This window comes from Algoriphagus lutimaris (assembly GCF_017051705.1).
GTDB lineage: Bacteria > Bacteroidota > Bacteroidia > Cytophagales > Cyclobacteriaceae > Algoriphagus > Algoriphagus lutimaris.
The window spans coordinates 649157-663450 of record NZ_JAFIDJ010000001.1; the positions used below are offsets into that span (position 1 = coordinate 649157).

7 protein-coding genes are annotated in these 14294 nt (G+C 40.4%); 3 read left to right on the plus strand and 4 right to left on the minus strand.

Annotation, left to right across the window (positions count from 1 at the left end; genetic code table 11):
- Positions 1-19 precede the first annotated feature (19 nt).
- The 3 genes from JYB62_RS02565 to JYB62_RS02575 are packed head-to-tail and all read right to left on the minus strand — an operon-like array spanning position 20 to position 4215.
- Positions 20-1201 (minus strand): class I SAM-dependent rRNA methyltransferase, encoded by a 1182-nt coding sequence (locus tag JYB62_RS02565; protein WP_205643875.1) that lies wholly within the window; start codon positions 1199-1201, stop codon positions 20-22.
- Positions 1188-2585 (minus strand): sodium:solute symporter family protein, encoded by a 1398-nt coding sequence (locus JYB62_RS02570; RefSeq protein WP_205643876.1) that lies wholly within the window; start codon positions 2583-2585, stop codon positions 1188-1190. Before JYB62_RS02570 ends, JYB62_RS02565 begins: the two co-directional genes overlap by 14 nt.
- Before the next feature lie 10 nt (positions 2586-2595).
- Positions 2596-4215: an ABC-F family ATP-binding cassette domain-containing protein gene (locus tag JYB62_RS02575; protein WP_205643877.1), complete on the minus strand. Its 1620-nt coding sequence runs from the start codon at positions 4213-4215 to the stop codon at positions 2596-2598.
- A gap of 163 nt (positions 4216-4378) precedes the next feature.
- On the opposite strand from JYB62_RS02575, the gene JYB62_RS02580 reads away from it, so the two are divergent.
- From JYB62_RS02580 to galE, 3 genes are all read left to right on the plus strand, one after another.
- Positions 4379-7516 carry a PKD domain-containing protein gene (locus JYB62_RS02580; protein WP_205643878.1) on the plus strand — a complete coding sequence of 1046 codons (3138 nt, stop codon included), beginning with the start codon at positions 4379-4381 and terminating at the stop codon, positions 7514-7516.
- Between the two features lie 10 nt (positions 7517-7526).
- Complete coding sequence (locus JYB62_RS02585) at positions 7527-10640, plus strand: PKD domain-containing protein (protein ID WP_205643879.1); 3114 nt, start codon at positions 7527-7529, stop codon at positions 10638-10640.
- A 66-nt stretch (positions 10641-10706) separates the two neighbouring features.
- Positions 10707-11729 carry a UDP-glucose 4-epimerase GalE gene (gene galE / locus JYB62_RS02590; protein ID WP_205643880.1) on the plus strand — a complete coding sequence of 341 codons (1023 nt, stop codon included), beginning with the start codon at positions 10707-10709 and terminating at the stop codon, positions 11727-11729.
- Here the strand turns inward: galE and JYB62_RS02595 are convergent.
- Entirely contained in the window at positions 11726-14032 is a 2307-nt protein-coding gene (locus tag JYB62_RS02595; protein ID WP_205643881.1) for a GH92 family glycosyl hydrolase, read from the minus strand. The two genes, galE and JYB62_RS02595, sit on opposite strands and share 4 nt — an antisense overlap.
- Positions 14033-14294 lie beyond the last annotated feature (262 nt).

The window sequence follows — 14294 nt, forward strand, 5'->3', positions numbered from 1 at the left end:
GGCTTCGAATTATAAGGCATTACTCCACAAATAATACGAGTCCTTTCAAATATTCAGTTTCTGTGTGATAAATATTCACTGGATGATCCGCTGGTTGTGTAACTTGATGAAGGATTTTAATGTTTCTACCAGATTCCAAAGCGGCAGCAGTAATCGTATGTGCAAACAAAGCCTTATCTACTACTTGGCTACAGGAAAAGGTAAATAATATTCCTCCTGGTTTAATTTTTTTCAAAGCTTCAGCATTTAATCGTTTGTAAGCTTGGACAGCATTATGCCGGGCCTTCATATTTTTAGCAAAAGCAGGAGGGTCAAGCACAATGATGTCATAATCATCACCTATCTCTCGAATGTATTTTACCACATCTGCTACCTTAGATTCGTGTTTGCCTTCGATCTCAGGATTCAATGCTACATTTTCTTCTGTAAGTTCGATTGCTTTGGGAGAGATGTCTACGGAATGTACTTCCTTAGCACCTTCTTTTAGAGCCAAAACCGAAAATCCTCCTGAATAGCAAAATGTATTTAATACCTTTTTTCCAAAGGAGTAGGAAGCAAGTAATTTTCTGTTCTCTCTTTGATCGATAAAGAATCCAGTTTTCTGTCCTTTCTCCCAATCAATTTTGTACGTGGCGCCATATTCTTTTACCAAATCAGTTATAGGCTCACCAATAATCCATTCATTGGATGATATGCCCAGATTCTTTGGAAGGGTCTCAGCACTTTTATCGAACACTCCAGCCAATTTGTTGCCATAGGTATGATGTATAGCTTGGGCTATTTCTTTGATATGGGCATGCATTCCCACATGATGGGCTTGAATTACCGCGGTGCCATTGTAAAAATCTACAATCAAGCCAGGCAATAAATCTCCTTCCCCATGAACAAGCCTATATACATTCGTTTCCTGATTGTCCGTCAACCCTAAACTTTGTCTCAAGACGTATGCTGACTGGATTTTAACATTCCAGAACTCCTGGTCAATTTCCCTGTTTTCGAAGGATATGATTCTTACCATAATAGAGCCGTGTGAGAAATGCCCTATTCCTAGAAACTCCTCTCTGGAAGAATAGACAGAAACTAGTTCACCATTTTCTAAGTGTTCTGGCTTTTGAAAGATCGCTCCAGAAAACACCCAATGGTGCTTCCTTTTTAAGGAGATTTCCTTTCCTTTTTTTAAAATAATTTTAGGATAATTCATCGAGTTGTAGGGTTCGTGTTGGGAAACTAATGCTTCCGATTATCATTGCTAAAATACTAAAAGCCAATCCAATTATATGTGCATCTATGACTGGATTAAGTTGATCGGAGATTAAGTAAGAAATCATCCCTACCATCATAGAAAGTAGGCAGCCCGTAGGCGATGCCTTTTTCCAATAAAGGCCTGCTGTTAAAGGAACAAAGAGGGAAACCAGCATTAAAATGGAAGCTCCAGCAACCAGGTCATAAATGTTCGATTCCATCGTGGCTATGAAAGTGGCGATTATTGCAACAAAAACAATATTGCCTCTCAGAATCCATAATAGTGATTTGTCATTCACTTTTTCTCCGAAAAATGGTTTAATCAGATTTTCAGAAAGAATAGCTGCCGGTGCTAATAAACCAGAACTAGTAGTACTCATGATTGCTGAAATCAGGGCTCCAAAGAAAACAATCTGAATTGGAAGTCCTCCATGAGCAAGAATCATGGTGGGCAAAAGCATTTGGTTGTTTTCCAAATAAAGTTCCGGGTAAAGCACTTTTGCTCCCAGGGCTATAAATAAGGGCAATAACCCAAAAGTCAAATAAAAACCTCCTGCCAAATAAGTGGATCTAACTGCTACTTTTTCAGACTTGGAGGACATGACCCGTTGGTAAATATCCTGACTTGGAATGCTACCCAGACCTAATATTATCCAGGCTCCAAAATAATTGATCCAAGAAATTGCACCGCCAGTTGGAAAAAACTGGAAGCTTTCTTCTGGAGCTTGAGATAAAATATTTTGAACTCCACCTGCTTCTGAGGCAACCATCATGGATACCCAAAGTAATCCTACCACAATCATGGTTGTTTGAATAAAATCCGTGATAGAAATGGCCCACATTCCGCCAAGGAAGGTGTAAAAGACCACAATGCCTGATGAAATTAAAATTCCTTCTACCAAAGTTAAATCAGTAATGGAACCTAATATTAAACTCAAGGCCACCAATTGAGCTGCTACATATCCGAAATAGGCAGGGATCATGAAAACAGAAGCAAAAAACTCTACGCGCTTCCCAAAAATCCGTCTGAACACATCGCCAATAGTCAATACCCCCATTCTATACATGGGCCGAAGAAAAAACAGACCAAATAATACTAAACAAAGAGCACCTCCAAAGGGGTCTTCGATTACGCCTATTAAACCTTCCTCCAAATAAACAGAAGAGGCTCCGAAAATCGTTTCGGAGCCAAACCATGTTGCAAATAATGCAGATGCTGATAGGAAAAGAGGTAAAGATCTTCCCGCTAACACGAAATCATTGGAACTTTTCACTAGTCGAGTGGACCAGGCTCCGATGGCAACAGTAATTGCCAGATAAATAATGATCGAAGTCAGCAGCAAGATTTATCGCTTAACTATTTCCGTACATTTTTTCTCTGATCGCTTTAATTTCCTCAGAGTTTAAATAATCATCATAAGGCATTCTTCTATCAATCGTTCCATTTGGAGTAAACTCCACTATTCTGTTTGCAGAAGATTGAACAAAAGCGTGGTCATAAGATGACATCAAAACGGTTCCTGTAAATTCCACTACGGCATTATTGAAGGCAGTGATAGATTCCAAATCCAGGTGGTTTGTAGGTTCATCCATGACCAATAGGTTTGGGTTTTGAAGCATCATTTTGGAAATCATGCAGCGTACCTTTTCCCCACCAGAAAGCACAGAGGACTTTTTAAGTGTTTCCTCTCCTGTGAAAAGCATTCTCCCCAAGAACGTTCTTACATAAGCTTCCTCCTGATTGGAAGAATATTGTCTTAACCAATCGATCAAATTGAGGTCAGAATTGAAATACTCAGAGTTGTCATTCGGTAAGTACGCTTTGTTGATGGTTACTCCCCACTTGAAACTTCCTGTCTGCACAGGAATTTCCTCCATGATGGTCTGAAAAAACTTGTTGACAGCCTGTTTGGTTTTAGAAATAAATGCGATTTTATCTCCTTTATCTACCATCAAATTAACATCCGTGAAGTAGGTAACTCCATCAGATTTCAATTCTAGGTTTTCGGTCATAAATATCTGATCGCCAGCTTCTCTTTCAGGTTTGAAGATGATCCCAGGGTATTTTCTAGAGGAAGGTTGGATTTCATCCACATTCAGCTTTTCAAGCATTTTCTTTCTTGAAGTGGCTTGCTTGGACTTTGCCACGTTAGCTGAGAATCGCTCAATGAAGGATTGAAGTTCTTTACGCTTTTCTTCCGCCTTCTTGTTTTGCTCAGATCTTTGCTTTAATGCAAGCTGAGAAGACTCATACCAGAAGGTATAGTTGCCTGAATAAATTTTGATTTTGGAAAAATCAATATCTACAATGTGGGTAGAAACTGTATCCAAGAAATGTCTATCGTGAGAAACGACAATGACCAAGTTTTTAAAATCAATCAAGAAGTTCTCCAACCATTCGATGGTATCAGAATCCAAATCGTTGGTAGGTTCATCCAGAATCAGGATATCGGGATTACCAAAAAGTGCTTGGGCCAATAATACCCTTACTTTTTGATTTCCTGCCAGCTGGTTCATAGGAAGGTAATGAAGATCCTCCGTGATGCCAAGACCAGAAAGGAGGGAAGCCGCATCAGATTCAGCATTCCAGCCATCCATTTCAGCAAACTCTGCTTCCAATTCAGAGGCTCTAATACCATCTTCTTCAGAGAAGTCTTCTTTCATGTAGATGGCATCTTTTTCTTCCATGATTGAAAAGAGCTTTTTATGGCCCATCAATACGGTCTTAAGGACTTCTACCTCATCGAATTTAAAGTGATCCTGACTTAATACGGCCATTCGTTGGCCAGGAGTAATATTTACGGAACCACTGGTACTTTCTATATCTCCGGAAAGAATTTTCAAAAAAGTAGATTTGCCGGCACCATTGGCACCGATTACCCCGTAACAATTACCTGGGGTAAACTTGACACTTACTTCATCAAAAAGTGTTCTTTTTCCAAATTTAAGAGAAAGGTTATCTACTGAAATCATTCGGTTTTGCTTCTTTTTTTGAGCCGCAAAGATAGGAATAAAATTTTGTTGAGCAGGTTGAAAAAGCGCTTTTCTAAGTTAAAATCCTGCCTATAGTCTGATTATTTAAACTATTGTTTCGCAGGTTGTTTATATTGAAGCAATTTCCACCTGTTGGGTTTCTATGAAGAGAATTTTACTTGGATTTTTATTTCTTTTTTGCTGCTTTTTTTATTGCCAAAAGTCAGTTGCGCAACTCTCCACAGTTGGAAAGGAATTCTGGGTAGGATTCATGGACAATAATCGAGTTTTACCAGATGCACCTGATCAAGCAGTAATTGTTATTTCTGCGAATGAAGACGCAGTTGGCTACATTGAATATAATGGAAGGGATGTTCCATTTAACCTTTCGAAAGGTCAGCAATTTGCCCATGTAGTGCCTTCGGAAGAAATTGATTTACTACATCGAAATACAGGAATTATTGAGAACAAAGGGGTTTACATCAGTTCCAATGGAAAAATTGCGGTCTATGCGTTTAATGAGCGTTTTCGTTCGGCGGATGGAACAGTAGTTTTGCCTGTAAGTGCATTGGGCGTGGATTACTTAGTTACTTCTCATTACGAGCTTTTGACGGTTCCTGTGCCCTTTGTCGCTAATGTCAATGATGAAAGTGAATTATTGGTGGTGGCTACGGAGGACAATACTGAAATTGAAATTACTACTTCAGTTTCTGCATTTGGAGGAAAAGTTCCTGGACTACCTTTTACCATCATCCTAAATCGGGGACAAAGTTACCAGTTGAAGGCCAAAGCGGATTTAACAGGCTCTAGGGTTCGGGTGATCGGAGAAAATGCGGAAAGTTGTAAAAAAATTGCTGTTTTTGGAGGCAATAAATGGACTACCGTAGGGAATTGCGGAGGCGCACCGGATAATTTGTTTCAACAAACCTATCCCACTTCTAGCTGGGGAACCTCATTTGTGCATGTAGCACTTTCAGGAAGGACTTCTGGGGAGTTGGTTAAAATACTTGCTTCAGAAGACGGTACCCAAGTTACTATTGGTGGTCAAAATAGAGGTACCATCAATGCTGGAGAATTTTTAAGTGTGGACTTTGGAATCCATGAATCTGCAAAAATCGAAACCTCTAAGCCGGCAAGTGTTACCGTCTTTTCAAAAAGCCAGGAATGTAACGAGCCCAACGATCCCAATTATTCTAATGGAGACCCCTTTATGATGACTTATAGCCCTAGCGAACAATTGCTAAAGGAAATCCAGTTTAATGCCTTGGATTTGCCTTCGATTGTATCACACTATTTAAATCTGGTAGTGAAAGCAGGGACTGAGAGTCTTACATTTTTAGACGGACAAAACTTAGGGACTAGGTTTTCCCCAGTACCAGGAGATCCCTCTTATTCTTATGCTAGGATAAATATTTCCCAAGGGGTGCATCGATTAGTAAACTCCGAAGGTTTCAATGGATATGTTTATGGTTTTGGGTTTATTGAATCGTATGGATTTGCAGTAGGAGCGGCGTTGGATAATTTGAATTTTGAAACAGAATCTTCTTATGAATTTGAGGTAAATGGGGAACAAGTAGCCTGTTTGAATCACGAAGGCACATGGGTGATTGAGTCGGAAAACCCTAACTTTAGTTATTTTGAATGGGATTTTGGCGATGGTTCTGAGGTGAAAATAGGCAAGGAAGTAACCCATACCTATACCGAAGCCGGAGATTATGAAATTTTGGTCAAAGCTTCGATCAGTCCAAATACCTGTGAGGAACAAGAGGAAGTTGTATTTGAAGTGGAAGTGATAGCGGTGTCTTCTGATTTAGAAATAGAAGGAATATCCAGCGTATGTCCTGAGGAAGAAGGATTGATCTATAAGCTTTCAGATGCTATTTCTAATCAGGTTTCAAAGATTGAATTTGAAGTGGAAGGTGGTGATATTGTTGAAAATTATGGAGATTCTATTTTGGTAAACTGGGGTCCTTCAAATGAGCTTGCAGGGATATTAGCTATTCCATTTTCTGCCAATGGTTGCCCTGGCGACATCATTCGATTGGATGTAACCATCAATAAACAACTGGAAGCGGTAATGCCAGAAGGGCCAACTCAGGTGTGTTTTGATCCAACTACTCCATTTGTTTACGCTGTGCCTGACTCAAGCCCAGGGAGATCCTATCAGTGGAGTGTCCTTGGAGGTACCATTAGTTCAACCTCAGATAATGGAAGCATTGAGGTAATTTGGGATCAGCCTGGCATGAAGGGATCAGTAAGTTATACTGTGTCCAGTTTGGTGGATAATTCATGTGGAGGAGTTTCCCCTCAGTTGGAAATTGATATTGCAGATCGCTTAGAGTTGAGGTCAGCGCATGAAAATACTGTTTTATGCTTTGGGGGGAGTAATGGGGAAATTGAGCTAGAAGTAATTGGAGGAGTGGCACCTTTTGAGATTATTTGGTCTCACGATGCGGGTTTGAAACAGTTGAAGGCAACAGGATTGTCGGCAGGAACTTATGATGTAAAAATTGTGGATGCCAATGGTTGTGAGTTTGAATTAGAGGAAATTGAGATAAAGGAACCAAATCAATTTGAGGTTTTATCAGTCAATGTAGAGGGAACGTCCTGTTATGGGAAATCTGATGGTAAATTAGCTGTATCTCTGATTGGCGGAGTTGCTCCTTACACTTATGAATACCAAGGAAATCGGACCACTAATGGAACTATAAATCTGATTGATTTACCGCAAGGGATTTATGAATGGGAGTTTAGTGATGCCAATGGCTGTGTGGTTCCCCTAGCTTTCGAGATTACTTCACCACCTGCACTTGAGGTATCGGTGAGATTAGAAAAACCCGCGTGTCCAGGAGGGAGTAATGGAGAGTTATTGGCAATTCCAGGAGGTGGGGATGCTCCATACATATACACTTGGGAGGCGCCAGAAGGGCAAGGAAATCAATTGATAGGGGTGCCTCGAGGTACCTATAATATTTCTGTTCTGGATAATTCAGGTTGTATTAGTTTAGGGGCAGGAGAAGTGTTGGAAGCAGCTCCGGAAGTTAGATTGCCTACTGGATTTAACCCTGATTCTTCAGGAGATCTCTATCAAGGTGTTTCCAATTGTGAAATTGAGTTTGAACTCTGGATATTTAATCGATGGGGTCAATTGATTTATTCAGGGACCTCTGGTTGGGACGGAAGAGTAGCAAATGAAGAGGCTCCTTCTGGGACCTATACCTACTTATACCAATATTCTTTTCCTTTGGAAGGAAAAGTTCAAACCATTGAGAAACGAGGAGGGTTTACTTTAATCAGGTGAATTTTAGACAATGCCCAAATTAAGAATCAAATTTCTGTTTTGTATACTTACTTTTTTAGTAAGCTTGAATGGGTATGCTCAACTGAGTACTCTAGGGAAGGAGTTTGTTTTGGGATTTATGGAAAATAATAACCGTCCCAATCAACCAGATCTAGCCTCGGTCATCATCACAGCCAATGAAGACAGTGAAGGAATGATTCAAGCGGGGAGTAAGGATATTCCATTTTCTCTCAAGCAAGGAGAGCAATTTTATTATGAGTTCAATAATGAGGAGGACTTTATTCATAGGAGTTCGGGTACTGTTGAAAATAAAGCTGTATTTATTTCCTCATCCGGAGAGATAGCTGTTCATGCCGTAAACCAAAGGCAACGTAGCTTGGATGGTTCAGTTGTATTACCTATAACAGCATTAGGGAAGGAATACTATGTAACTGCACATGCCGATGTTTTTGGGGTGGGGCAGGATCCAGGAGGAAATGTAAATTATGAGAGTACCCTATTGATTTTGGCGGTGGAAAATAATACTGAGATTGAGATTGTTACTTCCACTAATACCGTAAACACTATTCCTGCCAATGCCCCTTTAACCATATTTTTGAATTCAGGAGAGAGTTATCAGATTAAAGCCAAAGGAGATTTAACAGGTTCTCGAATCAGGGTGATGAATAGTACGGATGGAGATTGTAAAAATATTGCAGTTTTTGGAGGGAATAAATTAACAAGTGCAGGTGATTGTGGAACTACTGGTGATCATTTATTTCAACAGGCTTATCCTATTAAAAACTGGGGGAAGTCCTATATCCATGTTCCATTAGCAGGAAGGACCTCGGGAGAAATTGTCAAGGTGTTGGCTTCAGAAGATAATACGGATGTAAATGTAAATGGTAGTCAGGTGGGCAACTTGGACGCTGGCGAATTTTTGAAACTGGAGTTTGGTCCTAAAGAAGTAGCCAATATTGAATCCTCCAAACCAACAGCTGTTTCTGTTTTGGCGAAAAGCCAAGCTTGTAATGAGTTTAGCGACACGTTTTCAGCGCAGGGAGATCCATCATTGATTACTTACAGTGATAATGACCAAAGGATCAAGTCCATTATATTCTCTACTCCTGTGGTAGATGAGATTTTAAAGCACTACGTCAATGCAATTGTCCCTTCGCAAGCAGCAAATCAAACTGTTTTGAATGGCCAAAACGTGGGAGGAGAGTTCCTTCCAGTACCGGGAAATCCAGATTTTAAGTATGCGCAACTTGTCATTAATGAAGGAGTAAATTCCCTATCTAATCCAGAAGGCCTTCTAGGATATGCTTATGGGGATGGTTTTATTTCTTCCTATGGTTATGCAATAGGGGCAAGTTTGGAAAATGTTCAGTTTGAAATAGAGTCAACCTATGATTTCGAAGTAATCGGGGATCAAGTTGCTTGTTTTGGGAAGGAAGGAGTTTGGGAAATAATACCGGATAATCCGATGTTCCAATCATTTTTATGGGATTTTGGAGATGGAAGTGAAATGAAATCAGGTAAGGAAGTGACCCACACTTTTGAAGAAGAAGGAGTATTTGAGGTAGTGGTATTGGCATCAACTGGGGAGGGTAATTGTGACAGCGAAGAGGAATTTAAGTTTGAAGTGGAGGTTAAAAAAATCGAAGGAGAATTAATAGGTCCCAGTGCCATTTGTCTCAATGCCGATGAAGTGACTTATACTTTTGAAAACACGGATAATTTTGAAAGAGTAGAATGGGAAGTGGTCGATGGAATTGAATTGGAGAGTACTAATTCTACCATCACGGTAAAGTGGGATGTGGAGACCCAAAATGGATTAGTGAAAGCAATTCCTTATTCAGAAAATGGTTGTCAAGGGGAAATCCAAGAAATCCAAGTTCAAGTTTCCAACGATGCCGAACCTGATTTGCCTTTAGGTCCCGAGGGTATTTGTGGGGTATTGTCTGATGTGGTGACATATTCTATTCCATTTCCTTCCGATCAAAATACGTATCAATGGGTGGTAACCGGTGGAAGTATAGTTGAGGGCCAAGGCTCAGTGGAAGTGGAAGTGGAGTGGGAGGAGAATGCCATAGAAAGGAGTTTGTATTATGAATCTACTAGTTTGATCAATTCCTTGTGCTCAGGTATTTCGCAAGTGTTGAGGGTATTCATTTATCCGGAATTTGAAGTGACTATTTCCGAAAAATTATCTCCTTCCTGTCCAGGGGAATCGAATGGTTCAATTGTTTTAGATCCTCAAGGTGGCTCTGGAAATTACAAGATGGAGTGGAGTCATGATCCATTGTTGGAATCCAATAGTGCTTTCAATCTATCTCAAGGAACATACGAAGTAAAAATCACTGATTTATCTGGCTGTGGTGAAGAGGTGTTGATGATTGATCTGGAAGATTTAGAGCCTTTGAGTTTTCTTGATGAGCCCGTTACAAATGAAGTAAGCTGCTATGATGCAGAAGATGGTTTTTATCAATTGAGAGTTTCGGGTGGGACACCACCTTATGAGGTGGAAGGTCAGGAATCAGAATGGGATGGAGAGTTTTTGAAAGTGACAGGTTTGCCAAAAGGAATGTTTTCCCATATCATCCTTGATTCGAGATTCTGCAGCATACAATTGGAGGGAATCATTGAAGGACCTGATCCATTATCGCTTACGTTTAATGAAATCAGCCCAAGTTGCCCAGGAGGTGGGGATGGTGTTTTGGAAGTAATTCCAACTGGAGGAGTAGCTCCTTATGAGATTGAATGGGATAATGGTTTGATGGGGGCAACCATTGACGGCTTGTCTTCAGGAGAGTTTTCTGTCACAGTTACAGATGCCAATGGTTGTGTGGTGAACGGAACCGGATCGATACAGCCTTCCAAACCTCAGGTTCGAATGCCCTCAGGTTTTTTGCCTTCAGAAGGTTTCTATGAGCCCATTTCCAATTGCCCGATTACCTATCAACTGTTGATTTGGGATAGATGGGGACAATTGATTTACTCCGGAAATGAAGGCTGGAGTGGGGAATTAAAAGGTAGATCCGTTGATTCCGGGGTATTTACTTACAAAATAACTTATGAATTCTCCTTGGAAAATGGTCTTGGATCCGATTCTGAAACAGGAACATTTACCTTAATCCGCTGATTTTTGATTTTTATTATTCTAAATGCCCAGTTTTAGATAGTTTTGCTTCTGTAAATTTTTAAGAAGATGAAAAACATTTTAATCACTGGAGGAGCTGGATACATTGGCTCTCATACCGCTGTGGAACTTGTAAAGGCTGGGTATGAGCCCATTATTTTGGATGATTTTTCGAACTCCAATCCAAATGTCATCAACAGATTGGTTGAAATCCTCGGTAAGGAAGTTAGTTACTTCGAGGGCGATTGTAATGACAAAGAGGTCTTGGAAAAAGTCTATGCAGCTCATCCTTTCGAGGGAGTAATCCATTTTGCAGCTTTTAAGGCGGTAGGCGAGAGCACTCAATTTCCTTTGAAATATTACCAAAATAATGTGGGCTCATTGACTGTGTTGCTGGACTTTATGCAGCGTAAGGGAGTCAAAAATATAGTGTTTTCCTCGTCCTGTACAGTATATGGTCAGCCAGATCAACTTCCGGTAACGGAAGAAACACCACGTAAAGAAGCGGAAAGCCCATACGGGAATACCAAAAAGATCTGTGAAGATATCCTGGTGGATTTTGTGAAAAGTAAGGCTAAAGTAAAAGTTGTTTCTTTGCGATATTTTAATCCAGTTGGGGCACACCCTAGTGCGAAAATTGGAGAGTTGCCAAATGGTACACCGAATAATTTGGTTCCTTTTGTCACCCAAACTGCTGTTGGAATCAGAGAAAAAATCACCGTATTCGGAGATGATTATGATACGGTGGATGGAAGTTGCATCAGGGATTTTATACATGTGATGGATTTGGCGAATGCCCATGTGAAAGCATTGGCCTATCTAGAGAAACAAGAGGATTGCTTTTATGATGTGTTCAATGTGGGAACAGGAAACGGCAATTCCGTTTTGGAGATCATCAAGACTTTCGAAAAGGTCAATAACCTTAAACTTAACTATACCATTGGTCCAAGAAGGCCTGGAGATGTAGTTAAAATCTGGGCAGATACCCAAAAAATCAACCAAGTTTTAGGCTGGTATCCTCAATATACTTTGGAGGATTCTCTCAGAGATTCCTGGAACTGGGAAAAAAGTTTGAGTGGCGAACTTGCTTAGTTCGCCTCCTCACTCATTTCTAAAACCAATGACCCTCCATTTGTGATTTGTTGGTGAGTTAATTCTAATTCCTTCAGTGGTTGCTCATTAAATACTCCAGATTTTACATAATAGCTGTTGGAGTCATTATGTAAAGTTTGGATCGTGAATTTCTTTCCTGAATAATAGTTTGGATGTAAACGGATGACTACTTTGTCAAAGATGGGACTGCCAAGTTGGTAAGAAGGATTCGGTTCTGTCCCTCCATTCATCTGAAATAGTCCAATTTTCATCAATACGGCTAGACTGCCCATGAGACCTTGGTCCTCATCTCCATTGTATCCAGAATCAGGGCTTAATTCAGAGTATACTTTTTTCACAATTGCTCTAGTCCAATAATGCGTCAGATCAGGTCTTCCCAATTTTTGAAAAATAAAGGCTGTTTGAATGGAGGGTTGATTTCCATAGTTGATAGGAATTCTTCGATATTCTGGATGAGCTTCTTGGGAATGTGAGGTTCCGGAAGTAAATCCTTGTTTTTCAGCTTGCTCAAAAGATTCATTTAATCGTCGAATTGCTTGGTCTTTTCCTCCCATAAGCGCTGCAAGTCCCTCTAAGTCATGGGGTACAAACCAGGTAGCCTGACTTCCGTTGGCTTCGTTAAATCCTGCATTGTAATCATAGGGATCGAATGGAGTTTTCCATTCACCTGAAACATTCCTGGGTCGCATCCAGCCCGTTTCTGAGTCAAAAGTGTTTTTATAGTTGAAAGATCGTTGATAAAACTCTTCATAGGCAGCTTGGTCTCCTAATGCTTTTGCCAATTGAGCTAAGGTCCAATCTTGATATGCATATTCCAAGGTGAGGCTTGGCCCATCCTGATGCGCACCAAAACGACCTTCTGGAATTGGCCAAGGCACATATCCATTCTTTAAATAGTATTGAAATCCTCCTCCAAAATTGGTGTTGTGCTCGTAACCGGCTTTTTCCATAATTCCCCCTGGGCGATGGTTTTTCTTTAGGCCTTCATAAGCCATTTCAATATCAAAACCTTTAATTCCTTTTTGATAAGCACTGACGATAAAAGGGGTGCTGGAGGCTCCTGTCATCACATAAGTGTAGTTCCCCCCTGATGGACCCCTGGGGATCAATCCTCCATCTTGATAGTATTGCAACATGGAATTGACAAACTCCTCCGTAATTTCTGGATAGACCAAATGCCAAAGGGTGTTGATGGTCCATTGTGCTCCCCAAAAAGAATCCGAATTGAAATGCCTGAATTTCGGTTTACCGGATGCGTCCAAGGGGATCTGTTTGATCCGATGTTCCCCTGAAGTCATATCAGCATATTTGCCATTGACATCACTGATGGTTCTCCTCCCTTGCAATGCATGCCATAAGTCTGTGTAAAACCTCCTTTGTGATTTTTCTGACCCCCCAGAAACTTGGATTCGAGATAGGTAATTATTCCATTCTGTAAAAGATTCTTCCTTTATATGATCAAAATCCCAGTGGCTGTTTTCTGTTTCAAGGTTCAACATTGCTTGCTCCGCACTGACATAGGAGATTCCTACTTTCATCAGCAATTCATCGGAGCTGTCATCAAATGAAAGAATAAGTCCGGAATCGGAGCCTTTGATTTGTTCTAGGTTTGAGCTTAATTCTTTGGCATTCCAACCGATATGCGATTGAACTGCTCTATTCAATTGAATGGCAAAGAAAACGGGAGTATCAAATGGTCTTCGGGAAGTCGCTCCATTGACAATAAACCCCTGGTAGCTTGATGGAGAGATTTGTGTAATAGATCCATCAATTATTTCTGAAGGTCCAAGCTTTCCTCCCAATCGAATCAGGACTTGTTGTTGACCTGTTTGGGTGAAGTTATATTTATGAAACCCCGTTCTTAAGGTGGAAGTCAGTTCTGCTTTCACACTATAACGATCTAGGTATACCTGATGATATCCCGGCTTAACGATTTCATTGGAATGGCTAAAAGGGGAGCCGAAATCCTTAGATGATTCGAGGTCAAAATTGACTAGAGGAAGAACAGATAAACCAGACAATTGCCAGGCATGAATATGGCTAAAACCTTTGATGGTATCGCTTTGGTATCTATATCCACTTCCCCAAGCACCATCAATATCTGTGTCCGGACTTAAATTTACCATTCCGAAGGGACGGGAAGCCGAATTAAAGAAGAACCACCTTGAATTACTACTGTCCACATGGGGGTAGACCAAATCCACTGGGGAGTTTGGGTCTTGAGCATTTACTAAAGAAATACAGTTTAAAAAAAGGAGGCTAATTATTATTCGGAAGGTCATTTCCTTAAGGTTTAGGTTTTTTTGTCACAATGAATCAAAGAAACGAAAAAGCAATAATAATGGCGAGTGCTTTATTCGGAATGGATTCCATAGAATGATCTAAAGCTGATTGTTTCAGGTTACATGAAAATTTTATTGGGAATTGTTGATCCCGAGGATTCGGGAGGCGGACTCGTTCCGACCACTGTTTGGAATAGCGTCTTTCCCGATGGGGCGGGGCAGGCATTCTAACCAGCTTTTAATATTAATTAAAATATTAGTT